The sequence below is a fragment of the Gottfriedia solisilvae genome (genome assembly GCF_002128405.1).
In the GTDB taxonomy this organism is placed as follows: Bacteria; Bacillota; Bacilli; order Bacillales; family Bacillaceae_G; genus Gottfriedia; species Gottfriedia solisilvae.
Genome location: NZ_NETJ01000013.1, coordinates 1 through 26,480, shown reverse-complemented (window position 1 = coordinate 26,480; position 26,480 = coordinate 1). Strand labels below are relative to the sequence as shown.

Sequence of the window (26,480 nt, the reverse complement as noted above, 5' to 3'; positions counted from 1 at the left end):
AAAAACGAACATTTAAATTAAAATGTTCGTTTTCGTTCGCTTTTTCCAAATATTAGAATGTTATTCCCACTCAATCGTTGCAGGTGGCTTGCTCGTTACATCATACACGATGCGGTTTACGTGCTTCACTTCATTAACAATACGAGTTGAGATTTTTTGTAGTACATCCCATGGAATACGTGCCCAGTCAGCAGTCATTCCATCAATAGATGTAACTGCACGAATACCTACTGTGTAATCATACGTACGTTCGTCACCCATTACTCCAACACTACGGATATCAGGTAATACTGTGAAGTACTGCCAAATTTCTTTGTCCAGATCAGCTAATGCGATTTCTTCTCGTAAAATTGCATCAGATTCACGAACGATTTCTAATTTTTGATCAGTAATTTCACCAAGTACGCGAATACCTAATCCAGGACCTGGGAATGGTTGTCTCCAAACGATTGCATCTGGAATACCTAGTTCAGAACCAACTGCACGTACTTCATCTTTAAATAATGTGCTTAATGGCTCAATTAATGTAAATTGCATATCTTCAGGTAATCCACCAACATTGTGATGAGATTTAATTGTTTGAGCTGTAGCCGTACCACTTTCAATGATGTCAGTGTATAAAGTTCCTTGAGCTAAGAAATCCATACCTTCTAATTTAGCAGCCTCATCATCAAATACATAAATAAATTCGTTACCGATAATTTTACGTTTTTGTTCCGGATCTGAAACGCCAGCTAATTTTGATAAGAAACGTTCTTTTGCATCAACTTTAATTACATTCATATGGAAGCCTTCTCTGAACGTTTTCATAACGCCCTCTGCTTCATCTTTACGTAGTAAACCATGATCAACGAAGATACATGTTAACTGATCACCGATTGCTTTGTGAATTAATACAGCAACTACTGAAGAATCTACGCCACCACTAAGTGCACAAAGTACCTTTTTGTCTCCAACAGTTTGACGAATATTTTCAAGTTCTACTTCAATAAAGTTTTTCATAGACCAATTCGCTTCACATTCGCAAATGTTGAAAACAAAGTTCTTTAATAAGTCATTACCATATTCAGAGTGACGAACCTCTGGATGGAACTGAACGCCATACATTTTTTTCGCTTCATTACTCATTGCAGCAATCGGACATGATGCACTTGTTGCATCTACTACGAAGCCTTCAGGTTGTTTCGTAACTTTATCACCATGACTCATCCATACTACATGATCATTTGGTAGATCTTTTAATAGTGCAGATTGCAATTGAATATTTAATTCAGCTTTTCCATATTCGCGTTGGTCAGCTTTTTCAACTGTTCCACCAAAATGCTGAGTCATTAATTGCATACCGTAGCATATGCCTAAAATAGGAAGTCCTAATTCAAATATTGCTTTATCACAATAAAAAGCATTTTCACCATACACACTGTTTGGTCCACCAGAGAAAACTATTCCCTTAGCTCCCATTTCTTTAATTTCCTCAGCAGTGATTGTATGAGGACGCAATTCACTATAAACGCCAAACTCACGTATACGGCGCGCAATTAGTTGGTTATATTGGCTTCCAAAATCTAGTACAACAATCGTGTCATGTTTTTGCAAAACGGTCACCTCATCTATAATATTGAATTAACGTATCAGTTGAACTGATACTATTTTTCCCAAAAAAATAAAAAAAAGCCGATTTTCTCCCTTTTGTACATGTGTAACATGAAAAAAGAAGGCAGAAAATCAGACTTATCGCTAAATAAAGTCATGCTGCCTTCATAGTCAGAGCATGTTACGGCGCTCCGGTAGAGACTCTCGACCCATATTGTCGAGGATATATGAAGAATATTGACGTATTTTGTATTATTGTCTCATTCTATCAACGTATATTTTACCGGTCAAGGTATTTCCATATAAATTTTTATGTAAACGCTATAAGTTGTAAAGAAAATCATATTGATGTATGATTTACCTAACGAACGGTAGGTAGTTTTATAATTGCTTTTTTAAGGAGTGATTTACATGAAAAGTAGTGCAACGGTTTTAAAAATACAGGAAGCTACAATTAAATTGTATGCAGAAAATGGTTATGAAAAAGCTACGATGACCGAGATTGCAAATGCAGTTGGCATTAAAAAGCCTTCCATTTATGCCCATTATGAAAATAAACAAGAAATTTTTTTAAGCATTATTGAAAACTTAAGTTCTGTGTATGTTTCAAAATTTAAACAAGAAATAGAAAAATACAATCATCTAACAGTTGAGGAACAACTTTACTCAGTTTTAGAAAGTACTCGAACTTTTTTTCAACATGAAGACTTAGGATTATTTCTGAAAAGAATGCTGTTATTCCCTCCTAAGGAATTAGAAGGGCATTTACTAAAACGCTACGAAGAGTTTGAAAATCAATTACTTCTTATCATCCGAGGACTATTTGAAAAAGGCATAAAAAATAATGAAATTTTTCATAACGATGTGGATGAGTTAGTAGATGCTTATATCCATTTATTAGATAGTTGTTTTATTCAATTGTTTGATCCTGATGAAGGGCTCGTAAAGAAACGCTTAAAAGCTGCTTGGAGCTTTTTTTGGCGATCGATTGCAACGAAAAAGGAGAGATGAATGATGAGCTGGGTTTATTTAATCATTGCAGGGATTTGTGAAATTGCTTGGGCTTTTGGACTTAAATATTCAGATGGTTTTACAAATACGGTGCCTACTATTCTGACTTTATTAGGAATTATCATTAGCTTTTATCTATTCTCAAAATCGATTAAAGTACTTCCGATAGGTACGGCATATGCTGTTTTTACCGGTATCGGAGCCGCTGGAACGGTCATCATCGGAATGGTATTTTTAAACGAAACAGCCTCCCTCATGAAAATTATTTTAGTTATAACACTGCTATCAGGCATATTAGGCTTAAAATTAACAACAAAATCAGACCTTCAAGAAGATAAAGGAGGTGTTTCATAAAATGGCATGGTTCTATTTATTAATTGCTGGTTTAGGAGAAGTTGGTTTTGTTACTTTTATGAAGCTTTCCAACAATTTTAAAAAACTAAATTACTCTATTTTATGTGTTGTCTCTGGATGGATTAGTTTTTATTTACTTTCAAAAGCTTTAAAAGTCATCCCCGTTGGAACTGGGTACACAATATGGACCGGTATTGGTGCTGCTGGTTCGGTCATCATTGGAATGATGTTCTTTAAAGAATCACGCGACTGGAAAAGACTTTTCTTTATTACACTTGTCATTGCATCTGTAATTGGTCTAAAAGTAATCTCACCTCATTAATGAAAAAATCCCTAATCTAAATAGCTTAGGGATTTTTTTTGCATTGTTTTAGCCACTTATAAACATCAAAATGCCTTTTAAAGGGCTAATTTAGAATGCGATTAGCTTGTAATTTCACTTCAACTATTTCAACTTCTTGATTACAATTTCACTTACAAAAAGTATGATAAGATGATAGTCCCTTTATAAACCCTTTATCAAAGCATTAAAAAAGCTTGCTCCATGTTTTGGGACCAACGATTCCATCCGCTGCTAATCCGTTCTTTACTTGGAAATTTTTAACCGCTTTTTCTGTATTTGGACCAAATATCCCATCTGCTGTTATCTTAAGTTTTTGCTGAACTTTTTTTATAGTTGCTCCTCTAGATCCCTCTTTTAATATTCCTTTATACGGAATAGAATCTTTTTGGCTAGTAGATATTGGTTTTTTAGGTGGATTTAGGATTGCTCTGACCTGTGCTTTGAAATCATTAAATTTTTCTGGATCATCCACAAATGGTTTTGGACAAAGTTTGTGTGTTACATCATAATGTCTAACAATATCATTTTCATCTAATTTATAAGCTTTACATAACGCAGCAATCACTGTTGCAGCTCTCTTTATTGTAGCTGATGAGATACTACCATCTCTCTCAACACACATTTCAACGCCTACTGTTAATAAATTAGCATTTGGGGCTAACTCTGGTACACCTCGAAATACTTCACCACGACTATTTCTTTCATACTGGTCGTTTGCATGATAAGCTACTTCATCAAATGGTATAATACAAATCGCTTCATTAGGATCTACAAAAATATGAGCAGATGCATATGTTTTATTTTTTATAGCTGTACCATTAAAATACCTTTGATGGTTTTCAGCACTCGCTCCAGGGTTAGCCGTCCAATGTAACACTATCTTTTTAATAGCTTTTAACTTTATAGACGGTCTTGTATATTTGTTGATTGTAATAAAGTCATTTTTCCAAAGTGCCATATCTAAAGCTCCCTCTTTATTTATTCAAGCATGTTATACTTACTATGCTTGTACTCACATACTAATAAAATATTCAAAATGCAAAAATTGGTGACAAATAAAAAAGGAGAGCATTTAGCCCTCCTTTGATTCCTTTTTAGTATTATTTTGTTTTAACTGGCTTTACATAAATTGCTTGTGACGAATTAATTGAAATACATCCATCCAAATCTTTTTCATTTAGTAAGCCCAGATTTATGGCTGATTTTATTTTATCACCATCTGGTTTTTTAATAACTTGAACTAAATCAGTTAATTTTAGTTCCTCAAGTTTACTTACTGTTTCTGCGTCATTAAACTTCTCTTTCTTTCTAATGATTCGCTCTAATTTCAAATTATTGATCACAAACTCGCCTTTTTCATTCTCACCAAATTGATGATCAAGAAAACCATGAAATACTTTTTGTAATTGCTCCATTTGATTTTCAATGTCTTTCTTTTTTTGACTCAAATCATAATACTCGTTTAACATAAGCTCTGTTATTCTATAACTACTTTTTTTCCCCATTTCTTTTCACCACATTTCACAGTAGATAATTTAATTTTATTGTGAAAGAAGACAAGATATGACTTGAAATAGGGATAATATATCAGTAAATTAACTAATGAAGATAAAAATATAAATACTTACAAAAAGAAACACTTGAACGAAAATTAAATTAACTCAAAAACTAAAAAAATGGGAAGGATACTAGATTATGTATATTAACATTAATCAAGTGAGTGGATTAAAACATGTTTATTGAGCCAATGTTATTACAAACTGCTGACAACCCATTTGATTCTGATGAGCATTACTTCGAATTAAAATCTAATGGTGTTCGATTACTACTGGAACGAGAAAATGGATTAAATAAACTTTACACAGAAAATGGTGCGGAATTAACAGGTAGAATACCTGAACTAGACATTCTTGAATTAGATGATTGCTATTTAGATGGCGTACTTGTTTGTTATAACGACGGTAAAGAGGATTATGAAGCAGCTTTAAATCGAGTAAATACGATTCAAGAACATAAAATTATTCAAGGAAGTAAAGAGTTCCCATTAACTTACATCGTTTTTGATATACTACGAATTAGAAAACGAAATTTGATGAAAGAACCTTTATCAACTAGAAAACAAATTCTTGCCGACGAACTGAAAGACCAACAATTCATTAAAAAAAGCTTCTTTATTGAGTCAGATGGTATAATGTTGTTTGAACAAATTAAAGAGCTTGGCCTTGAAGGGATTGTCGCGAAATCAAAAGATTCTTTTTATATACCAGCTCACCGATCTTTGAATTGGTTAAAAGTAATTAATTGGAAGTACAATGTTTACTACATTACAGGGTATAAAAAACAAGGTATGGGATTATTAATCTCTGAATATAAAAACAATCAATTTGAAAATGTTGGCGTAGTAGAATTTGGAATGAATAATGGACAAAGAAAAGCATTTTTCAGCGTTACAAAACATATAAAAACAGGCGAAGACAAAATCTACACCTATGTTGAACCTTTTATCAAATGTAAAATTAAAAATAGAGGTCAGTTAAGCAATGGCGAGTTAATTGATCCTATATTTGATGATTTTATCGTATAAATGAAGATACCCCCTTGATTATTCAAGGGGGATTTCTTTTTTAGAGTAATATAGTAAAACCCCGTAAACAGTGTTTACGGGGTTTTTATTAGATATTACATCATACCGCCCATGCCCATGCCGCCCATATCAGGCATTGCAGGAGCATTTTTCTCAGGGATGTCAGCTACTACTGCTTCTGTTGTTAAGATTGAAAACCAATCTCCTAAGAATTATCACGTATATTCATTGTCTAAAGTAATAGACTACTTCACTATGTAATGTTTACATTTTAAGTATAAAGTAGTGACGATGAACTGTAAAGTTGTTATAAATCAAAACTCAAAAGTTAGTATATATAATAAGAAGTTAATTAATTTTAAATTTAAATTTCTTTTCTGTAATTTCTACTTTTTCATCGTTTTTTATGATGCTATTCCAAATAGTATATTTACGCTTTCCCTCATAATCATTTATGAAATCATTAATTACGAAGTTTATCTCAATATCATTTTTACCTTCACGTAATTGTTTTTTCAAATCAATTTTATATGTATAAAGAACTTTAGCATCTGAATACATTTCCTTTTTAATTTTATAATCCTTCAACAAGAATTTTCGCTTCTCTGATAACTCTAGTTTAGAACCAGCTATTAAAGCATCACTGTCTTTAATCATTTGCTTCTTACCATTAACTTTGTATGAAATCTCTACTGGAAACATATCAGTAGTTTTGTCAGTATATGTTATATGCATTTCACTTGTTTTTTCTAAAAATTCAATATTGACATTTGTATCCAAATTACTCTTTATACCTAATATACTAACGATTGCAAAGAGAGTAATTAATGCTAAAAACCAATAATAAATAATTGTTAAATTCAAACTAGCCTTAATATACCTTTTTATGGCTTTTAAAAGTTTATATATTAATGGTATTTTCCAATTGGTAAAAGACAGAGAAATTACTACTACAATAAAAATAAGCACAGCCACTACAATTTTTACTATAGAACGATTGATTACAGGAAAGCTTATCATTAAAAAGAAAAAAATTGACGTAATAATAAAACAAATTTTAATTGATGTTATTAATTGTTTATAGCAAGAATTTGCCTTATTTATATAATTGTTTAATGTACCTTCAGGATAATGACAGTATGTCTGTGCTTCAAAATAGCAATATACTATAGCAAGTATTAATACTACTATTAGATTCGAAATTAACGCACTAGAAAATAAATGGTCTAAGCCTATAGGGTAGGCATCTCCTGTGTAAACGTGTGAATAATCACTCATTACTAATGAAAATGTTTTTTTAATTAAGAAAATTAAGACACTTATTAATGTAATTACCAAAACTAATCTACTATTTCTATCTGATAAACTCATTATTACTCTCCCTCAAACTTGTTTACATTCGTATTGTACATTTCATTTTCAAGTCATAATACATATCGTATATATTTCAAAAATATTAACTATTAAATGTAATAAAGGAGATTGCATAAATAAAAAACACTCACTAAAAGCGAGTGCAATAAAATACTATAAGTCCTCACTAACTGAATTAACACAAAGTTTGACTTGAAACAATGAAACAACTTATTCCTCTTGAATTAATTAGTAGAAAAGATTAAAAAATATGTTTTGTTTTTGTTCAATATTTCTCAATTAATAAGTAACAAAAAACACTTTGATTCGGAAGTCGTTAAAAGTTACAATAAAGAAACATAAACATATGAGGTAAAAAAATGGAAATCAAAAATATTGTATCTAACGGTTTTAGCCTTAATGAATTAGAAAAGAGAATTTCAAGTTTTGCTTTTATTTCACTTAGAACGGCATTAAAATCATACTTCTCCACATATAAAAGTTCAAAATTTTTTATTAGTACAGTCTTAAATGGTAATTCCATGACACAAATTGAAAAAGACTGGCAATATGGAAATGAGTACATTGAAGACTATTCAGAAACAATAATCCATTTGCAACATTTTTTCGAACTTATTTGCAAAGAAATACTTAGAGAAAAGCATGAACTCTTGGTCCTAAATATAGATAATAAGCATGAACTTTTTTATAATCTGTTGTTTAAAGAAAAGGTTTCCTCTTCAGACCTTGAAGGTTTAAGAACATCTGAGTTTAAATCTACTTTCGAAAGAATGTGTCAATTGATTAGGATAGGAAAACTTGACACCAAATTTAATTTTTTCAATGAACCAAAAAACAAAGTTGCACTTGAACAATTAAATCTTCTGAGAAATCGAATATGGCATAGGGGGACATATGTATTACGATACGAAGCACTTGATTTATTTATAGGTAAATATTTACTTCCACTAATTATTAATGTAGTTGAATTACCAGAATATAAAAATTTAGAAAACAGATGGAAGTATAATACTGTTAATTCCCAAATTGACCCAATTACTGAAATTATTAGTGAATGTTCCAATGCTAATTTTAATATCGGAAAAATTGCTTTTCTTAAAGAATTAGGTCGGGCAGCGTATAACAATCCATTAGATTACAAATTTAAAATCTTTAATGACGAAATTATTAACCGTTCAAAAAGGATTGCAGAAGCAGAAGTTCATTTAGAGAAATACTCCCAAGCTGATAGGATATATAGTTGCCCTGTATGCGGAGTTAACTCCTTGACATCCTACATAGATTCGGATGGTGATATGGAGGAAGATGGAACCTACAGTTCCTACTGGACATGTTCTTGGTACATAAAATGTTATTGTTGTTCATTTGAAATTAGCAGTGAATTGAAAAATCCTAAAGATTATGGTTATAATTTGCCTGATTACTGGTACTGTTTATAAAAAATAATAATCAAAAAAGACAGTGAGTTCATATTTTCACTGTCTTTTATACAAAATATTACAATTTTCACCTTTATTCCCAATATCGGTCTTTCTATATACTTTTCATTAGTATAAATCATTTACTGAAATAAAGTAGAAGAAAAAGTGTCCGGTATTGTACTTTAGGAAGATTAAATCTAAATAGCGTTATCAATTTCTTCTTTATTAACTTCTTGAATTACCTCTATTTCACCATCTTTAAAATCATTAAATTCAAAGGCTTTGTCAAAATAACTTTGCAATTTTATCTCTATATTATTTATTGTGAAATCTATTGAATGTCCGATATTTACAACTGAACTAACTTCTGTATTTTCAATTTTATCTAACTCTTCTTCAATAGATTGTCCATTTTCTTGAATAGCAATTTCTAATTGTTCTTTTGTTTTTTGCCAACGTTCGAGTGCAATCTTTCCTTCAGAAATTTCTTTCTCAAAAATATCATCATCTTCATCATCTTCATCATCATTCAAATCAAACTCTTGAAGTACACTATATATTCCTTCTTCTTCGCTCTCAATCTTAGTTTTATCAAATTTATTACAATGCATTTGATATATTGAATTTATCAAAGTAATTCCAGCAACCAATATCACTGTAAATGGACTATTATGAGAAACGCTTTTTAAGTCAATTTGCTTATCATCATGCCCATTTTTCTTTATAAAATTTACACCTAATACTTCTACAGTATTTTTATCAACATTATATACCCCGACTATAGGTCTTGTTATATTAACAAAATAATTTGCAAATTTATTTGGAAAACAATTATATAATTTTTTATAATCCTCATCGTTAAAATTGTTTTTTAATGACAATTCATCATCTATTAAACTATCGATATCAACGTATGTATTAGCTTCTTGTAAGTCTAATTTAATATTAGACTTTAGGTTTTCCAGTTCTTCATTAACTTTTACTTTTAGTTTTTTTAATAAGGGGTCCTCTTCTTCAAAACTCATGTAACCAAATTCTATCTCAGAATACAATTTACTTATATCTAACTCGTTTTCATTATTAAAAGCCTGTTGGATTACAGTATTGAGAATTGATTTATCCAGTCTAACACCATGTTTATTAAATAAAGAATATAATTCAGAGAAAGTACTAAAGATATTATTTATTAAGATTATTTTCTTATTAGGATAAAGCGAATACGGTTTTCCATAATGGTATAATTTTTTTGATCCATTAATCGTGTTTAGTTTTAACGTACCTATTCCTCTATATGCTTTATGAATATTAAAAGATTTATCTAAAATTATAATATTCGCTGGATTTTCACCTTGATTTAATCGTTCTTTAATTTCCTTTAAAAGTTCTTGCTTATAGTATGAATTATTAACTTTTTCAATGAAGTCTGTTATTCTCCATGCTTTCACAGGTTTATTTGTAGTTTGACTAAGCTTTACAACATACCTCTTAGTTGAAATAATATTCTCCATATCCAACCTCTTCTCCAAAATTAACTTCTACTTTTCTTTTGAATCTAATATTTCATTTATTGTTTGTATAAGTTTTCTATTCTCTGTTAATAACTGCTCCTTTTGTGACTTTAAAGTTGAGTTCTTACTTTTATAGTCTAAATATTTATTTTTGAGTACATCTATATCTTTGTTCAAATCTCTTAATTGATTTTTATAGGAAGAATCTTTGCTATTTTCATAATCTTTACTAGCATAAATAGAAATCAATGTCGCAGATAAACCAATTAGTAGTAATGAGTTAGCATTTATATTAACAACTAAGTTGTATATTTCATTGTAATACTTGAATTTTTTATCAATAATAATCATCAAAAAAGCTATGACACCAAAAATTTGTAAAGTCGACCTAATAATTAATGAAATTGTATTCTTGCTTTTGGATTTTACAGAACCAACGTTTACACAAGAAAGTGTGAAGAAGAAAGCACACAGATTAAAACAAGCTATCACATATGCATTTATTTCTAAAAATAAGTCAGTAGACATTAAAACGCCTAAGGCAATTAATAAAAAAGGAATCACATACTTATTCAATCACGTTCCCCCTTCCTGAAATTTAACTATAGATTTATTATAATATTATTTGTAATTTTTTTGGAAAATTTTTACTACAACTAACTATAAATAATTCATTTACCATTTCCTTATTTCAAACACAATATCCTTATTGTCTTAATACTCTCCCCTGACATCTTTTCGTTCTAATAATCTGTAGATAGTTCCTGTACCGACTTTAAAAGTTGTACGGATATCTTTTATAGATTTACCTTGTTGGTAAGCTTCAATTATCGCCTTCATTCGCTGCTCTTCTTTACCACCATCGATTAATTTCGTTTTACGTCCTTTATATTTCCCATTTCTTTTAGCTATCTCTATACCTTCCATTTGACGCTGCTTAATCATCCTTCGTTCAAATTGTGCTAGACCCGAAAAGATTGTGAATATAAACTCACTCATAGGATTATCTTCAGACAAGTCTAACCATTTTTCAGAAACAGACTTTAATCCTGCCCCTTTATTCTTGATAATATCTACAATTGAAAGTAGGTCTTTAGTTGAACGTGATAAACGACTTATTTCATGAATAATTATAGTATCTCCTTCATTTATCTCTTCTAACATTTTTTGTAGTTCTGGACGCTCCATTGAAGCACCACTTAATTTTTCAATATAAAAACTAGTACAACCCGCTTCTTCTAACGACTTCATTTGTCGGGCAATATTTTGTGATTCGCTACTTACACGTATATAACCTACAGTTTTCAATTTTATCACTCCGCAGTATTAGTTTATGTAAATATTTTACAAAGATTACGGTAATAGTCAAACGGTAATATTTTTATTTCATGAATCTCTTTATATAACAGGCTTTCATTTTTCCACTTTTAATTACCGTTTAAGTGTAGTCTATCGGTAATTATTCGATATAATTACTTAGTAAAGTAATAAGCAACAATACTCAATTAGTATTACATCTTATTATTTATAAAGTTGAGTATAGCTTATAAACGTTTACAATCTCCCAAAAAAACATTTACAAACGATAAATTCACTTAATTTTCAACTTTCTCAAAGGTATACCTTTACAAACTGTAAAGTAACAAAAATGCCTGCTGTCTTTTAGACAACAGGCTATATATAGGGGCATAGTATAAAGGAATACCCACTATCCTACTTCCTATCCGCCACTGAGTACACTCGTTCAGAAAGTCTTGTGAGTTATTTTGCGATACGAAAAAACTAAACTATAAACTTATAGGCATTTTTAAGTCAATGTTTTCTTCACTTATTTCTTCATTGGAATTAATATATACTCCCACGTTCGAATCATAAAATTCATAACTTACTACTTTACGTGTGTTAACACTCTTTTTCTCATACTTATAAAAGTCTTTGTAATCAAAAGTAATATATGTATTAGGAGGGACTTTTTTTCCTTTAGGTAAACCAATTACATAATGATTATGTGAATTAAATATCATATTATGCTTTTCTAAAATTTTGAGCATTTGTGATAAAGTAGTTTTACCAATTCCAGTATCTCCTGCTAAAGCATCTAACGCTCTTATATATCCTCTTCTGTTTGTTTTCGCGTAAAAATAGTCACATTTACTCTTTAGAATACAATATAGGTAGAAGCCAATTTTACCAATTTCTTTCCTAGACATACAATATATAAAAACATCTAGAGGAATTTCTGTTGTATAATGTGAAAAATAGAAATATCCATTATAATAGTTATCTTGTTCTGATTCACTGCATGAGTGAAAGGCTTTAACTGGGTAATTTACAGTTAAATTAGGTAAATGCGTATCATTCTCTGTTTTTAAAATAAATTCAACAGATTCTGGTTTTTGATAATAAAAATCAACTACAACATCATCATGCTCGTCTAGATAAAAAAACTCTAGAGGATACTCCTTAACTTTCCTAATATATCCTAATTTTTCAAGCACACCATTTTGTTTAGTTAGATACTTAACACCATCTTTACCTTTACTTTCTGGTGATGTATTGCAAATCATATACAATAAATCCTCATTAATAATCTTCTCATTCAAATTCTCATCAGTATAATAGCATCTAGCATAGCGATATATATAAGAAATTAAGTAAATATAAGAAAAAGCAAACGCTAGATGATTAGCGTTTGCTTCTTTTTTATATTTACTTGTCCATTACCATCTTTTACTTTGCTTGTTTTAGGTTTGAACTCTGAACAATTTAATAAGTCTTGAAATATATCATTGGTAATATATATTTTTTTCTTGTACTCTTCATCATAACCTAATATGTTATTAAGTTCCTTTTCATTAAAATAAACGCTGTTTTTCTTTTTCGCCATTACAACTCCTCCTATATATTCACTAAATAAAAATTATATATTTAAACATAATCAGATAATGCTCGGTTCAAGTCCTCCGTTCTTTCAAACATCCAAAATGGTTTTAATGTCTTGTCATGTAATGCATAACATACAAAAGAAATACCCTTGTCCATTTTTAAATATTTGAACAAGGGTACTGAGTAGCAAAAGAAATATTTATTTGTATATACTTTTTTATCCATCACTACCACCTACAATTGAGTATCATTACTCAAAATAATTAGTCGGTACATATTCTCTTTTTCTTTACTCAGATTAGCCAGTTCGTTCTCATACATAGATAGCATTGGTACAGATACTTCTAGTTCTTTTGAAATGCTTCTTAACTTTATACCATTCCTTTTTCTTAACACCTTATACTTCTCTCTATGGTTTAAACTCAGTTCAATATTCATACCTCAACCACACTCCAATTCTGATTTAACTATTTCAATAATTAAAATCATTACCGCTTCATTAGTTATTCATTTTTGGCTGAGTAATTACAATGTTTTATAAATAAAGCATCCGTGTCAAAGAATGAATGTTTTTTGATTAGGTACGATTTACGAACTATATTAAATATATATACTTATATCTCTCTATCTAAAAAGTAATAAAAAAAATCTTTTTAAGTTAATATTATATATAGTCCGTAAATCGCACTTGGGATTACTCATTTAGCATGCTTCATAAGTTTATTTAATTTTTTATTAGTTTTATTTACCATTTTAAAACGAATTGAATTACATATAGGACAATCACAATTTTCCTCTTCATTATAATCCTTAACGTCAATTTCATATTTAATATAGTTAATTAATGCTTCTTTAGTCCAAAAAAACTTCATCTAAACTCCTCCTTTTCAATTACTTTTCCACTTTACAATATACATAATCTCCATATTAATAGATGTTTATACATATAAATTATTAGTATTTCCAAGTGCCAAATAAAGTATTCACTTGTTTGGAAAAAAATTGAAATATGTTGATGTAATATTGGAATGATATATACATACTCAATGAAATCTCGGTTTTATTGGGAGTGAGTGAGTTGTAAACATACAAAAGCGGGAAGAATTAATTTTCTTCCCGCTTTTCACATGCAGATATGTTTTATTTTTTAACCTTTATTTCATCATGAGGTAACTCATCATAGACATCATTAATTATCTTTATTGCCTTGCTAAACTTTTCTACATTTTCATTGATACCTTGTGTATCATTTGCGTTAATAACAACAGGCAGGCTTACAGATACCTCACTTAGTAACTCAGTGCCTTCTAATAAGTCTTCATGCAACTCTTTAAAGCGTTTTGGAGGTGTAACTTCCTTCTTTAATGTGTCATTAACTAGATTGATACCCATCATACTTGAAAAGGCACTATTTGAAGAATAATCAGAGTTATAATTCTGAGTATCTCTTATTGAATCATTTAATTTTTCATAGTATTTCATAGTTTGGTCAATTGCAGTATTTATTGTATCAATGTATTCAATTTCTTCTTTTGTATATTCATTCTTGTTGTTTGAGCATGCTGATATGATTAGAAATGTCGATAGTAATAAAACGATAAATTTTTTCATAACTTATCCCCTTTTTTTGTTGCAATAAATTGTCCTAACTTTTAGTAGAATGATTTTGTTTTTCTAGAATGTATTGTATTCTTTTAACTTCATTTAACAATGCATGTTGCTGTTCTTCTTTTCTAGCAATATAAAAGAATCCTAAACCTAACATTGAGAACACACCTGTCATAACGAAGTACGCAGTCGATTGTCCCGCATTAATAATGTAATTATATGCGTCACCACCAACATAGGCATTTTTAGATTCATCACTATATTCTCCACTATCATATACAAATAGTTTATAACTCCCTAACAACATGCATACAAATGCAAGTACAAATAAAACCTTAGATAGTGTCTTCATTATTTAAATTCTCCTTTGATATTTATAAAAATAAATTTTAATTAATAATCTAAAGAATAAAATAAATTTAGTTATCATTTTATTCAATTGAAAATAAAAGCATTTAATATACGGTTTTGCAATTATTTATCTTGGTGAGAATGCCCCACCTAAATAAGTTTTATAGCCGTAGAATTTTCTACAAGAATGATTTTTTGTTAGTTTCAAAGAGTGGACTGAACACTTGCTACTATTAAAATTTACACAGTTATTACATATTCTAAATGCATGTGGATTTGCTAAATAAATTCCCTTTGATTTTAATATTCTATCGTTAAATTCATTTGTTTCCGTATTATTCTTTTCCTTTTCTTTCAACATTTCTTCATACTTTTTAATTGATGAGATTAACTTTCCTGTACTTTTTATTTTTAATTTATGTGTTGGTTGGTTAAGATTTACTATAGTTTTTTTCTTTTTAGTCTTTGTTTTCTTTTTAGTCTTTGTTATCTTGTTAGGATTATTTAGAACACTCTGTTCTTCACTAGTTTTTATAACATCATCTTGTTTTGGTGTAGATTGTTTTATTAATTTATCTAGTGCATTATTTTTCAAAGATTCCAATTTTTCTGATGTATATTTTAACTTAACGATATATCTAACATCTGGATTCTTTATTCCATTATTAGTAATAATAAAAGAACCTTTACTAAAATCGTGCTGTAGAATTGGTGTAGCTTTAAAAGTTAGTTGAAAGCTAATAGATTTATTACTACTCTTTTGGATAGTGAAACTTCTATATGTATGACTACTTTTTTCGGTTTTGTTTACTATTCTCTTTTTTATATATTCTGCAGTAGACCCTATAAAAAGAATTTTTATTCTTACTGAATCATCATAATAACTATAGAGAAATCCTTTTTCGTGCATTTTTAATGAGGATAATTCTACTTTTGTTAACCCAAATGTATATTTATATATACCTTTTTTAGGTGTAGCATCAAAATAGATATTTGTTTTCATGTAATCACCTTGTTATTATTTTATTTTGTCATTAATTAATGATTATATCGGTTTTTTCGCTGTTAAAATCAACTCGAATGAACTTTAATTGTATATAAAAATCATAAAAAAATTCTTGTATAAATTGTATGCATTATTTGCTATTTCGCTTTTATACTTTAAAAACGAAGTTTCTTATAAAAAAAAACAAAACCACCATTTATATAGTGATTTTGTTATAGATATTTTTTAGTTGTTACTTCTTTTGACTATCCTCAAATCATCAACATCCATTTGAATATACCTGCTCATTGTTCGAATATCACTTTAGAAGCTTAACTAATATATGTCTATAAAAGTACTTATCAAACATCTAAAGTGTTCAAAGGATTATACTTATTATTCTGTTCCCTTAATTCATTACCCCACATAGCCACATATCTCATAGTGACTGCTATATTTTGATGTCGCATTAGTTTCTGAATAGCAAATGCACTCATACCTGACATGGCTAGTCTATGACAAAATGTGTGACGGAAAGTATGAGCGGAAACTCTAATATCTTTGAAATTCATTTTTTGACTAAGATACTTAAAGACCAACATTATTGCGTTCTCTGTCAATTGACTGTTATCCCTTTTTACAAACACATAATCATTTAAGTCTTTCCAATACTGTTTACAAAATATTTGATAAGCTGATAACTCTTTTGATAGTTTATCTGTAATAGGAATTGTTTCTTTTCTTCTGCTTTTGCCAAAAACAGATATAGTTTGATTTACAAAATCAATATCAGTCCACTTTAGGTTAATGATTTCTCCTCTTCTTATTCCTGTTCCAAGTATAGTAACTATCATTAAGTAATCCCGATAAGCAAAGTAGCTTTTTTCCCTTTGCTTAATACGTCTATAAAAATTCAACATCTGTCGTATTTGCTCATCATTAAATACATCAATCTTAACGTCCTCTTTTTGTTTTTTTACTCGTTTAGCAGGATTGTTTTTAATAACTTCACATTCAACCATGTAATTTAAGAACGCTCGTATTCTTAAGAGTTTGGTATTGATAGTACCCGCCTTATTCCCTCTTTCTAGGCATTCTAAGAGATATTGACGTACATGAGCATATGTTATGTCCTCGACGTTTATTACCTCATTTTCGATACAATAGTTCACAAACTCACCTAATAGTGTTTGATAATTTCTAATGTTTATCTTGGTTGTGTTTTTGAATTGTCTGTCATCCAGAAAATCTTGAAAAGCAAATTTTAATAACATAAAAAGACTACCCCCTATTTTTTAGGAAGTAGTCTATTCTTTAGAATTAATTTATTAACGTGACTAGTTCTCACATTAGGCGAAAAATAGCCTTAACTATTTCTCAAATGTTTGGCTAAAAGCCTTACATCATGCCGCCCATTCCCATGCCGCCCATGTCAGGCATTGCAGGAGCATTTTTCTCAGGGATGTCAGCTACAACAGCTTCAGTTGTTAAGAACATAGCAGAAACAGATGCTGCATTTTGAAGTGCAGAACGTGTTACTTTAGTTGGGTCAACGATTCCTTCTTCAATCATGTTTACCCATTGTCCGTTAGCAGCATTGAAACCAACGCCAACTTCAGCAGATTTTAATTTCTCGATGATTACTGATCCTTCTAAACCAGCATTTGTTGCAATTTGACGTACTGGTGCTTCAAGCGCACGTAATACGATGTTAATACCTGTAGCAACATCACCTTCAGCTTCAATTGCAGCAACTTTATTATATACGCTCATTAATGCAGTACCACCACCAGCTACAATACCTTCTTCTACTGCAGCACGTGTTGAGTTTAAAGCATCTTCAATACGTAATTTACGTTCTTTTAGCTCAGTTTCAGTTGCAGCACCAACTTTGATTACTGCTACACCACCTGCTAATTTTGCAAGACGTTCTTGTAATTTTTCACGGTCAAATTCAGAAGTAGTTTCTTCTAATTGAGCACGAATTAGACCAATACGTCTTTGGATTGCTTCAGTTTCACCAGCACCTTCAACGATTGTTGTATTTTCTTTTGTTACAACAACTTTAGAAGCACGGCCTAATTGAGTAATATTAGTCGTTTTAAGATCTAATCCTAATTCTTCTGTAATTACTTCACCGCCAGTTAATACTGCGATATCTTCTAACATTGCTTTACGACGGTCACCAAATCCTGGAGCTTTTACAGTTACAGCATTAAATGTACCACGTAATTTGTTAACGATGATTGTAGCTTGCGCTTCACCTTCAACATCTTCAGCAATGATTAATAATGGTTTACCTTGTTGAACAACTTGTTCAAGAACTGGTAAGATTTCTTGGATATTTGTTACTTTTTTATCTGTAATTAAAATATATGGGTTTTCTAATTCAGCTACCATTTTATCTGAATTTGTAACCATGTAAGGTGAAGAGTATCCACGATCAAACTGCATACCTTCTACTACTTCTAATTCAGTTGTGAAACCTTTTGATTCTTCAAGTGTAATAACACCGTCGTTACCAACACGTTCCATTGCTTCAGCGATTAAGTCGCCTACTTCTGGATCAGCTGAAGAGATTGCTGCAACTTGTGCAATAGACTCTTTGCCTTCAATTGGTTTAGAGATAGCTTTTAACTCTTCAAGTGCAACAGCAACTGCTTTTTCGATACCTTTACGGATACCCATTGGGTTTGCACCCGCTGTTACGTTTTTTAGACCTTCACGAATCATAGCTTGTGCTAATACCGTTGCAGTTGTTGTACCGTCCCCAGCAATTTCATTTGTTTTGCTAGCAACCTCTGCTACTAATTTAGCGCCCATGTTTTCAAACGCATCTTCTAATTCGATTTCTTTAGCGATTGTTACACCATCATTTGTAATTAATGGAGAACCAAATTTCTTCTCAAGAACTACGTTACGTCCTTTTGGTCCTAATGTTACTTTTACAGCATCAGCTAAAGCATCTACACCACGTAGCATTGCGCGACGTGCTTCTTCACCAAATCTAATGTCCTTTGCCATTAAAATGACCTCCTTAAAATTTTAAAAATTATTTTATAAACTAAGTATTTTATTTAATTAACCTATAATTGCAAGAATATCGTTTTCGCGAAGTACAAGGTATTCTGTACCACCGTATTTAACTTCAGTACCAGAGTATTTAGAGAAGATGATGCGGTCACCTACAGATACTTCTAAAGCAACGCGCTCGCCGTTTTCAAGTACACGTCCAGTACCTACTGCAACAACTTTGCCCTCTTGTGGCTTTTCTTGTGCACTACCTGGTAATACGATACCGCTAGCAGTTTTTTCTTCAGACTCAACAAGCTCAATTACAACACGATCACCTAATGGTTTTAACATGTGTAATACCTCCTCAATAATCTAATCATTATTTTTTAGCACTCATTAATATTGAGTGCTAACACAATTATTAGTTTAAATAATATCATGAGATTTTGCAAGTCCGAAGCTAGCACTTTTCTTGTCGAAATTTATTAATTTTAATTAACGTATTTTAAAGAAGTTTAATAAAAATATGTAAATACCTTTTAAGAACCATCTTAAACGAGTACAATAATGTACATGTTGTTATAAACCTTTGGGTTATGAAAATATCAACACAAAGGAGTTATCGTTTTGAAAACAAGAGATTTATGGATTTTATTAACGTATGTTTTGATTCAGTATTCTGGATTTTATGGTGTTCGTTTTCTATTAAATAGCAGTTTATATGATGGGTTAGACAAAGAGGCTGCCAAAATCGAGGCAGTAGGTTTATGGGGATGCATTAGTTTTATTACAGGTCTTCTAATTATTTTAATTTTATTAAGAGGTCCAATCTCTATTGGAATAAAAAATCTTTCGTCTAGTTTTACGCTGACAATATTAAAATGGGCTTTAATCGGATATGCTGTCACAATGTTTACTCAAATTGTGTGTAATCTCATTTTAATTTTAGTTTTTGATTTAGATAAAGGGTCAGAAAACACGCAGAACATTATTCAAATCGCTAAGCTAAATCCTGCCTTTATCGTCATTCCAAGTTTAATTGCACCGATATTGGAAGAAATCGTATTCCGTCGTATTATTTTCAAAAAGCTATTTGAACGTTTTCCTTTTATTGTTTCTGCTGGAATCAGCTCAGTTATTTTTGCTTTCATGCACGGCGACTTGCCATTCTTTTTATCTTATTTTCTGATCGGATTTATATTTTGTTATCTATATAAACGGACAAATTCGATTTTAGTTCCAATTCTAACTCATATGTTTATGAACTCATTTGTCGTATTTCAACAAATTAAATTATTTCATTTCATCTATTAAAAAAAAACCCCCATGCAAATGGGGGTTTTTAATTTACTTATTGTTGTAAGAAGTATGCTAATGTTTGTAACTCAACAGCTAAATCAATATGATGTATTCGAATATGTTCCGGTACACTAATACGTGCAGGCGTAAAATTCAAAATACCTCTTATATTTTTATCTTTTAAACGGTCTGCAATCGACTGTGCGACTTGAGCAGGAACAGTTAGAATGACGATTTGAATATCATCGTTCATTATCTCTTCTAATTTATCAAGATTATAGACTGGAACTCCACCTATTTCTGTTCCAATCTTCATTGGGTCAATATCAAACGCCATTTCAATCTTTGTATTATTGTTTTTTATAAAATTATAATGTAAAAATGCGGTTCCTAAATTCCCCACACCGATTAACGCTACTTTCATTACTTCGTGTTGGTTAAGCGCTTTCGAAAAAAATGTTAATAAATAATTTACATTATAGCCATACCCTTTTTTTCCTAAGGCACCAAAATACGAAAAATCTCTTCTAATTGTAGCGGAATCTACTTTTACTGCTTCACTTAACTCTGCTGAAGAAACTCTTTGTTTACCTGATAAAGACAAATTCTTTATAAAACGGTAATATAAAGGTAGACGTTTAGCAGTAGCTTGTGGAATTTTAATTTGTTCCGACTCCATTTTACAATCCCCCACTTACTGTTACTGTAATTCTTTTTACTATATTGTGTAAATAGCCTTCATTTTAGTAATAAAGTACTTGTTCTACTGTAAAATATACACTATATTTATGAATTTTGACAGTAAACAGTTTAATAGATAAAAAATTTTGCAATGAGGTGAATATCTTGATCCTATTACAAGTTAATAATGTCTCCAAATATTTTGGTAGTGACATTATACTTTCAAATATTAAGTTAGAAGTTCAGACGAATGATCGAGTAGCAATTGTTGGTCGAAATGGTGCTGGTAAGTCTACTCTTTTAAAAATTATCGCTGGTGAAATATCTTATGATGGTGGAGAATTAATTAAACCAAAAGACGTCACGATTGGATATCTAGCCCAAAACTCTGGCTTACAAAGTGATCGCTCAATTTGGGAAGAATACTACTCTGTTTTTAGTCATCTGGTAGAAATGCAGGATAACATGAGAAAGCTAGAACATAAAATGACCCAAGAAGATGTTTATTCAAATCAAACCGTTTACGACAAAATTGTAAACGAATATGATCATCTTCAATTTACATTTAAAGAAAGTGGCGGATATCAGTTTGAAGCAGACATTCGTTCAATAATTAGTGGTCTTGGATTTTCAAATGAAGATTACAATACAAAAATATCATCATTAAGTGGTGGCCAGAAAACGAGACTGGCGTTAGGTAAGCTATTACTAACAAAGCCTGATTTATTAATTCTGGACGAGCCTACGAACCATTTAGACATTGATACACTTAGCTGGCTTGAACGTTATTTACAATCATACCCTGGCGCTGTATTAATCGTGTCACATGATCGCTATTTTCTTGATCAAGTTGTAAATATCGTTTATGAGATTTCAAACCACAAGCATCAAAGATATGTGGGGAATTATAGTAAGCATTTAGAACTTAAAGCTGCTCAATACGAACAAGACTTAAAACAGTTTGAGAAACAACAAGAACAAATCGCCAAGCTCGAAGATTTTGTTCAGAGAAATATCGCGCGTGCTTCTACTACTAAAAGAGCGCAAAGCCGTCGAAAACTACTAGATCGAATGGTCAGAGTAGATAAACCACAAGGAGATGAGTCTTCTGCCAACTTTTCTTTTACAATAGAAAAACAAAGTGGAAATGATGTACTTAACGTTAGAGACCTTTTCATTGGTTACGACCGTGTACCTACTATAGATCAATCAATGCACTTTGTTCTTAATCGTGGAGATAGTGTTGCCCTAGTAGGACCAAATGGAGTTGGAAAATCAACATTACTTAAAACGATTATTGGAGATTTAGAAAAATTACAAGGCAGTATAGATTTCGGAGCAAATGTATTTATTGGTTACTATGATCAAGAACAAGCTAAATTAACATCAAACAAAAGAGTTCTTGATGAGTTATGGGATGATTATCCGTTAAAGCCTGAACAAGAAATTAGAACAATCTTAGGTAACTTTTTATTCTCTGGAGATGATGTCACGAAAAATGTCTCATCTTTAAGTGGTGGAGAGAAAGCTAGATTGGCTCTTGCAAAGCTTATGATGAAAAAAGCAAACTTCTTAATTCTGGATGAGCCAACGAACCACTTAGATTTGGATAGTAAGGAAGTATTAGAAAATGCTCTTCTAGATTACCCAGGAACAATTTTATTTGTTTCCCATGATCGATACTTTATGAACAGATTATCCACAAAAACATTTGAACTTGCAAAAGAAGGTTTGACTCCTTATTTAGGCGATTATGATTATTATTTATTCAAGAAGAATGAAGCTTATGAAAAAGAACTGGCTGAAAAGGAAAACGCTGAAATTCAGATTCGTCAATCCAGTCATCAACCAGTTTCAGATTACCAACAGGATAAAGAGTTAAAGAAAAAGCTACGCCAAACACAACGTCGTATAGAAGAGATTGAAAGTAGTATTTCAAATATCGAGAAAGAAATTGAACAGATCGAACTTGAACTGTGTAAACCAGAAGTTTACGGAGATTTCCAACTCGTACAAGAACTAACCATTCAGAAAAATGATCATGAAACAAATTTAATGTCTCTTATGGAAGAATGGGAGAACTTACAAGAATAAACAAAAAACGGATACGCGAAAAGCGATCCGTTTTTATTTATCTACATGTTTATCCACAAATAATTTGGAATTTTTAAGCTTTTACACAGACTTATGCACATTATCCACAGTTATTATCTAAACTTATACACATTATTGTTCACATAATGTTATTAAGTTGTAAACAAACTAAAAAGACTTATCCACATATTTTGTTAAAAATGTGAATAAGTCTTTCTTACATGTTTTCTAAATCTAAACCTGGATTACCATTTAAAGACAAGCTAGATAGTTTTCCTTGTTTGAAACGAACATACGCAGCTGCACCAATCATAGCAGCATTATCAGTGCAAAGTGAAAGTGGTGGAATGACTAACTCTTTATCACTAAATATACTCATTTCTTTTTGTAATGAAGCACGTAAACCTTTGTTTGCAGCAACTCCACCTGCTAACAATACTTGCTTTACATCATATTCTTTCGCTGCTTGAATTGTTTTCGTAACAATTACTTCTACAACACTTTCTTGAAAGCTTGCAGCAACATCTTCTGGGGATATCTCCACTCCACGTTGTTCAGCATTGTGCATATAATTAATAACAGCTGATTTTAATCCACTAAAGCTAAAATCATAGCTACCTTCCTCTAACCAAGCTCTAGGAAAAGGGATATTTGCACTTCCTTCTTGCGCCAAACGATCAATATGTGGACCACCTGGATAAGGAAGCTTTAAAGTTCTAGCTACTTTGTCATAAGCTTCTCCAGCTGCATCATCTCTTGTTTCACCAATTACTTCAAATTCTCCGTCTTCTTTCATATAAACAAGCTCAGTATGCCCTCCAGAGACCACAAGTGCCAATAAAGGGAAATGCAATTCCTGTATAAGTCGATTAGCATAAATATGACCTGCAATATGATGTACGCCGATTAGAGGTAAATCATGTGCAAAAGCAATTGCTTTCGCAGCATTAACGCCAATAAGTAAAGCTCCAACTAAACCTGGACCTTCTGTTACCGCAATCGCTGATAAGTCTGTGTATTCAACATTTGCTTTTGACATAGCCTCTTCTATAACTAATGTAATTTGCTCAACATGTAATCTTGAAGCAACCTCGGGTACTACACCACCAAATCGCTTATGGATATCGATCTGAGTTGAGACAATATTACTTAATATTTCATTACCATTCTTAATAACAGCTGCTGATGTCTCATCACAGCTAGTTTCAATAGCAAGAATTAAACAATTATCTTTTATGATCATTTATATTCACCCACATTACTAAAGCATCCTCATAATTATCTGTATAATAACTTTTGCGAATTCCTCCATCTTGGAATCCAAGCTTACGATATAATCCCTTTGCAACATCATTTGAAACCCTTACTTCTAATGTTAATGTTTCCGCACCAAGTTCACGAGCAGTGTCTATTACTGCAAGAAGCAATTTTTCGCCAAGACCATTACCACGATACTCCGGCAATATGGCAATATTCGTAATATGTCCTTCATCGATAATTACCCATAATCCACAATATCCAATGATTTCTTGGTCAACCTCCGCTACAACATAATGAGCAAATTGATTTGTATGTAACTCATTATAAAACGCATCATAAGTCCATGGTGTTGCAAATGACTTTTTTTCTATTTCCATTATTTGATTTAAATCTTCTTCTCTCATTTGTCGAAAAGCAACTGATGAAATCATAACATCCTCCTACTTTTCTTGGTCTGCTAACCAATTTGCTTCAGCTTCAGATAATCTTAAATACTCAGGTGCAAATTCATGCACAGATTCTTCCTTTTCCTCAAGACTACAGTTAAATAATTCACTTGGTCTTTGGTTGTTTAAATTATTCGTAGCAAATATTGCTCGTTCGTTTAGTTGTTCAATAATGTAATCCTTATGGATCGCAACATCATTGCCAACGAAAAGAATTGGCTCATTCAGTGACTTTAATTTTTCCATCCAAACACTTCGATCTATATTACATTCGTTTAAAATACTTGAAGTTTCATTCCCTCTAAAATCATAAAGCCCTGTAAACAATAAATTTCTTCTCGCATCAAATATTGGACAAACTAGCCCCTCAAAGTAACGACCATTTGACGCCAATACCTTTAAACTAGATACACCTATAATAGGTATATTTAATGAAAAAGCTAGTGTTTTTGCTACAGTAACACCAATTCTTACACCAGTGTACGATCCAGGGCCTTTTGCAACAACAATCTTTGTTAATTCCTTAGGTTTAATGTTACATTCCTTCATTAAAGCATCAATTGCAGGCATTAAACGTACGGAATGATTTTTATTTATAAATGTAATAGTTTCACCAATAACTGATTCATCCTTTAAAAGACTAATACCCATTACATTTGTTGAAGTATCAATTGCTAAAACGGTCATCTTTTATTAACTCCTTGCAAACAAATTCATACCTTGCTCCTTTAGGGAATAAAGTAATCATTCTACCATTTTCTTTATGTGTAATAACAATTTTCAAGAATTCATTTGGTAAGTAATCTGAAATTAAATGTGCCCATTCTACTACACAAACACCTTCACCCATAAAATATTCATCAAAGCCTAAATCCTCGTTACTTCCTTCTAATCGATAAACATCCATATGGTATAGCGGAATTCTACCTTTATATTCTTTTATTATATTAAATGTAGGGCTGTTAACTGTTCTTTTTACGCCAAGTCCTTTTGCAAAGCCCTTCGTAAAAGTTGTTTTGCCAGCTCCCAAGTCACCCTCTAATAAAATTACATCTTTCTGTTGAACAATTTCACCAAGAAAATATGCAATTTGCTGCGTTTCTTCCTCGGTATTTGTATGTAAAACAATTTCCAATTACTTCACCACCAAAAAAATTCATACTCGTCTATTCTAACTTTGCCATATTATATCATTTCAAAACATTAAGGGATTGTCAAACAGTAATATTTCCTAATACTGAATAGTGTTACAAAATATATAACGAATCTTCATTTCCTATTGAAATGGTAATGCTATTTTATATATAAAAAAAAACGAAACAAATTGTTTCGTTTTAAAATTCATATGTATGGCGGTCCCGACCGGGATCGAACCGGCGATCTCCTGCGTGACAGGCAGGCATGTTAACCGCTACACCACGGGACCATTTGGTTGCGGGGACAGGATTTGAACCTGCGACCTTCGGGTTATGAGCCCGACGAGCTACCAGACTGCTCCACCCCGCGATAATTTGGATACTAACTAATTTAGATCCTTAAAAAAATAAAACCAGGCGACGTTCTACTCTCACAGGGGGAAACCCCCAACTACCATCGACGCTGAAGAGCTTAACTGCCGTGTTCGGTATGGGAACGGGTGTGACCTCTTCGCCTTAATCACCTGATTT

At 31.3% G+C, this 26,480-nt stretch carries 29 protein-coding genes, 2 tRNA genes, 1 rRNA gene, 1 pseudogene and 1 riboswitch; of the genes and pseudogenes, 7 read left to right on the top strand and 26 right to left on the bottom strand.

From position 1 onward, the window contains the following. Positions 1–60: 60 nt before the first annotated feature. Positions 61–1,596 (bottom strand): glutamine-hydrolyzing GMP synthase, encoded by a 1,536-nt coding sequence (guaA, locus tag CAB05_RS21610; RefSeq protein ID WP_371870411.1) that lies wholly within the window; start codon positions 1,594–1,596, stop codon positions 61–63. 145 nt (positions 1,597–1,741) lie between these two features. Continuing rightward, a riboswitch (purine riboswitch) is annotated at positions 1,742–1,844 on the bottom strand. A 160-nt stretch (positions 1,845–2,004) separates the two neighbouring features. On the opposite strand from guaA, the gene CAB05_RS21605 reads away from it, so the two are divergent. From CAB05_RS21605 to CAB05_RS21595, 3 genes are read left to right on the top strand one after another with little or no spacing between them, the layout of a single operon-like run. After that, positions 2,005–2,604, top strand: coding sequence for a TetR/AcrR family transcriptional regulator (locus CAB05_RS21605; protein WP_088004234.1), 600 nt, complete (start codon positions 2,005–2,007; stop codon positions 2,602–2,604). A 3-nt stretch (positions 2,605–2,607) separates the two neighbouring features. Beyond that, positions 2,608–2,958, top strand: coding sequence for a DMT family transporter (locus CAB05_RS21600; protein ID WP_088004248.1), 351 nt, complete (start codon positions 2,608–2,610; stop codon positions 2,956–2,958). A 1-nt stretch (position 2,959) separates the two neighbouring features. After that, positions 2,960–3,280 carry a DMT family transporter gene (locus CAB05_RS21595; RefSeq protein WP_088004232.1) on the top strand — a complete coding sequence of 107 codons (321 nt, stop codon included), beginning with the start codon at positions 2,960–2,962 and terminating at the stop codon, positions 3,278–3,280. 205 nt (positions 3,281–3,485) lie between these two features. On the opposite strand, the gene CAB05_RS21590 is transcribed toward CAB05_RS21595, so the two are convergent. Both CAB05_RS21590 and CAB05_RS21585 read right to left on the bottom strand, forming a co-directional pair. Continuing rightward, complete coding sequence (locus CAB05_RS21590) at positions 3,486–4,259, bottom strand: peptidoglycan recognition protein family protein (protein WP_158093330.1); 774 nt, start codon at positions 4,257–4,259, stop codon at positions 3,486–3,488. A gap of 142 nt (positions 4,260–4,401) precedes the next feature. Next, the gene (locus CAB05_RS21585) at positions 4,402–4,806 is read right to left on the bottom strand and encodes a hypothetical protein (RefSeq protein WP_088004230.1); all 405 of its coding nucleotides are present in this window, start codon (positions 4,804–4,806) and stop codon (positions 4,402–4,404) included. A 227-nt stretch (positions 4,807–5,033) separates the two neighbouring features. On the opposite strand from CAB05_RS21585, the gene CAB05_RS21580 reads away from it, so the two are divergent. Then, positions 5,034–5,885, top strand: coding sequence for an ATP-dependent DNA ligase (locus CAB05_RS21580; protein ID WP_088004228.1), 852 nt, complete (start codon positions 5,034–5,036; stop codon positions 5,883–5,885). A 95-nt stretch (positions 5,886–5,980) separates the two neighbouring features. On the opposite strand, the pseudogene CAB05_RS21575 reads toward CAB05_RS21580, so the two are convergent. Beyond that, positions 5,981–6,073, bottom strand: a pseudogene (locus CAB05_RS21575) (TCP-1/cpn60 chaperonin family protein); the annotation flags it as partial. Positions 6,074–6,233: 160 nt separating this feature from the next. Then, on the bottom strand, positions 6,234–7,256 hold the full coding sequence (locus CAB05_RS21570) for a hypothetical protein (protein ID WP_088004226.1): 1,023 nt from the start codon (positions 7,254–7,256) through the stop codon (positions 6,234–6,236). Between the two features lie 362 nt (positions 7,257–7,618). On the opposite strand from CAB05_RS21570, the gene CAB05_RS21565 reads away from it, so the two are divergent. Continuing rightward, a complete protein-coding gene (locus CAB05_RS21565) occupies positions 7,619–8,698 on the top strand; it encodes a hypothetical protein (protein WP_088004224.1) in 1,080 nt (359 codons plus the stop codon). A 179-nt stretch (positions 8,699–8,877) separates the two neighbouring features. Here the strand turns inward: CAB05_RS21565 and CAB05_RS21560 are convergent, their stop codons facing one another. The 13 genes from CAB05_RS21560 to groES all read right to left on the bottom strand — a co-directional run bounded on the left by CAB05_RS21560 (position 8,878) and on the right by groES (position 19,384). Continuing rightward, a complete protein-coding gene (locus CAB05_RS21560; protein ID WP_088004222.1) occupies positions 8,878–10,188 on the bottom strand; it encodes a hypothetical protein in 1,311 nt (436 codons plus the stop codon). Positions 10,189–10,215: 27 nt separating this feature from the next. Further along, positions 10,216–10,764, bottom strand: a complete 549-nt coding sequence (locus CAB05_RS21555) for a hypothetical protein (RefSeq protein WP_088004220.1) — start codon at positions 10,762–10,764, stop codon at positions 10,216–10,218. 138 nt (positions 10,765–10,902) lie between these two features. Beyond that, entirely contained in the window at positions 10,903–11,496 is a 594-nt protein-coding gene (locus tag CAB05_RS21550) for a recombinase family protein (RefSeq protein WP_088004218.1), read from the bottom strand. 479 nt (positions 11,497–11,975) lie between these two features. Beyond that, positions 11,976–12,791: a hypothetical protein gene (locus tag CAB05_RS21545; RefSeq protein ID WP_142283148.1), complete on the bottom strand. Its 816-nt coding sequence runs from the start codon at positions 12,789–12,791 to the stop codon at positions 11,976–11,978. 74 nt (positions 12,792–12,865) lie between these two features. Continuing rightward, positions 12,866–13,075 (bottom strand): hypothetical protein, encoded by a 210-nt coding sequence (locus CAB05_RS21540; protein WP_088004214.1) that lies wholly within the window; start codon positions 13,073–13,075, stop codon positions 12,866–12,868. Positions 13,076–13,308: 233 nt separating this feature from the next. Continuing rightward, the gene (locus CAB05_RS21530) at positions 13,309–13,512 is read right to left on the bottom strand and encodes a transcriptional regulator (protein ID WP_088004209.1); all 204 of its coding nucleotides are present in this window, start codon (positions 13,510–13,512) and stop codon (positions 13,309–13,311) included. Between the two features lie 260 nt (positions 13,513–13,772). Then, complete coding sequence (locus CAB05_RS22260; RefSeq protein ID WP_158093329.1) at positions 13,773–13,946, bottom strand: hypothetical protein; 174 nt, start codon at positions 13,944–13,946, stop codon at positions 13,773–13,775. A gap of 268 nt (positions 13,947–14,214) precedes the next feature. Then, positions 14,215–14,685: a hypothetical protein gene (locus CAB05_RS21525; protein ID WP_088004207.1), complete on the bottom strand. Its 471-nt coding sequence runs from the start codon at positions 14,683–14,685 to the stop codon at positions 14,215–14,217. 34 nt (positions 14,686–14,719) lie between these two features. Beyond that, the gene (locus CAB05_RS21520) at positions 14,720–15,034 is read right to left on the bottom strand and encodes a hypothetical protein (RefSeq protein ID WP_088004205.1); all 315 of its coding nucleotides are present in this window, start codon (positions 15,032–15,034) and stop codon (positions 14,720–14,722) included. Between the two features lie 126 nt (positions 15,035–15,160). Further along, positions 15,161–16,036 (bottom strand): hypothetical protein, encoded by an 876-nt coding sequence (locus tag CAB05_RS21515; protein WP_088004203.1) that lies wholly within the window; start codon positions 16,034–16,036, stop codon positions 15,161–15,163. 344 nt (positions 16,037–16,380) lie between these two features. After that, complete coding sequence (locus tag CAB05_RS21510) at positions 16,381–17,292, bottom strand: tyrosine-type recombinase/integrase (protein ID WP_088004201.1); 912 nt, start codon at positions 17,290–17,292, stop codon at positions 16,381–16,383. Positions 17,293–17,416: 124 nt separating this feature from the next. Beyond that, positions 17,417–19,042: a chaperonin GroEL gene (groL, locus tag CAB05_RS21505; RefSeq protein ID WP_088004199.1), complete on the bottom strand. Its 1,626-nt coding sequence runs from the start codon at positions 19,040–19,042 to the stop codon at positions 17,417–17,419. 57 nt (positions 19,043–19,099) lie between these two features. Further along, positions 19,100–19,384 (bottom strand): co-chaperone GroES, encoded by a 285-nt coding sequence (gene groES, locus CAB05_RS21500; RefSeq protein ID WP_025672094.1) that lies wholly within the window; start codon positions 19,382–19,384, stop codon positions 19,100–19,102. Between the two features lie 276 nt (positions 19,385–19,660). On the opposite strand from groES, the gene CAB05_RS21495 reads away from it, so the two are divergent. Beyond that, entirely contained in the window at positions 19,661–20,347 is a 687-nt protein-coding gene (locus CAB05_RS21495; RefSeq protein ID WP_088004197.1) for a CPBP family intramembrane glutamic endopeptidase, read from the top strand. A gap of 37 nt (positions 20,348–20,384) precedes the next feature. On the opposite strand, the gene CAB05_RS21490 is transcribed toward CAB05_RS21495, so the two are convergent. Then, positions 20,385–21,011 (bottom strand): redox-sensing transcriptional repressor Rex, encoded by a 627-nt coding sequence (locus tag CAB05_RS21490; RefSeq protein ID WP_088004195.1) that lies wholly within the window; start codon positions 21,009–21,011, stop codon positions 20,385–20,387. 167 nt (positions 21,012–21,178) lie between these two features. Here CAB05_RS21490 and CAB05_RS21485 point away from each other — a divergent pair, with 167 nt between their 5' ends. Further along, positions 21,179–23,107: an ABC transporter ATP-binding protein gene (locus CAB05_RS21485; protein ID WP_088004193.1), complete on the top strand. Its 1,929-nt coding sequence runs from the start codon at positions 21,179–21,181 to the stop codon at positions 23,105–23,107. A gap of 217 nt (positions 23,108–23,324) precedes the next feature. Here CAB05_RS21485 and tsaD read toward each other — a convergent pair whose 3' ends face one another. From tsaD to rrf, 7 genes are all read right to left on the bottom strand, one after another. Continuing rightward, positions 23,325–24,350: a tRNA (adenosine(37)-N6)-threonylcarbamoyltransferase complex transferase subunit TsaD gene (gene tsaD, locus CAB05_RS21480; protein ID WP_088004191.1), complete on the bottom strand. Its 1,026-nt coding sequence runs from the start codon at positions 24,348–24,350 to the stop codon at positions 23,325–23,327. Next, positions 24,334–24,798 (bottom strand): ribosomal protein S18-alanine N-acetyltransferase, encoded by a 465-nt coding sequence (gene rimI / locus CAB05_RS21475; RefSeq protein WP_088004189.1) that lies wholly within the window; start codon positions 24,796–24,798, stop codon positions 24,334–24,336. Before rimI ends, tsaD begins: the two co-directional genes overlap by 17 nt. Before the next feature lie 9 nt (positions 24,799–24,807). Beyond that, on the bottom strand, positions 24,808–25,500 hold the full coding sequence (gene tsaB, locus CAB05_RS21470) for a tRNA (adenosine(37)-N6)-threonylcarbamoyltransferase complex dimerization subunit type 1 TsaB (RefSeq protein WP_088004187.1): 693 nt from the start codon (positions 25,498–25,500) through the stop codon (positions 24,808–24,810). Further along, positions 25,481–25,948: a tRNA (adenosine(37)-N6)-threonylcarbamoyltransferase complex ATPase subunit type 1 TsaE gene (gene tsaE / locus CAB05_RS21465; protein WP_088004185.1), complete on the bottom strand. Its 468-nt coding sequence runs from the start codon at positions 25,946–25,948 to the stop codon at positions 25,481–25,483. Before tsaE ends, tsaB begins: the two co-directional genes overlap by 20 nt. Positions 25,949–26,163: 215 nt before the next feature. Then, positions 26,164–26,239, bottom strand: a tRNA-Asp gene (locus CAB05_RS21460). Between the two features lie 3 nt (positions 26,240–26,242). After that, a tRNA-Met gene (locus CAB05_RS21455) sits at positions 26,243–26,319 on the bottom strand. Positions 26,320–26,361: 42 nt separating this feature from the next. After that, positions 26,362–26,477 (bottom strand): 5S ribosomal RNA (gene rrf / locus CAB05_RS21450). Positions 26,478–26,480: the final 3 nt, after the last annotated feature.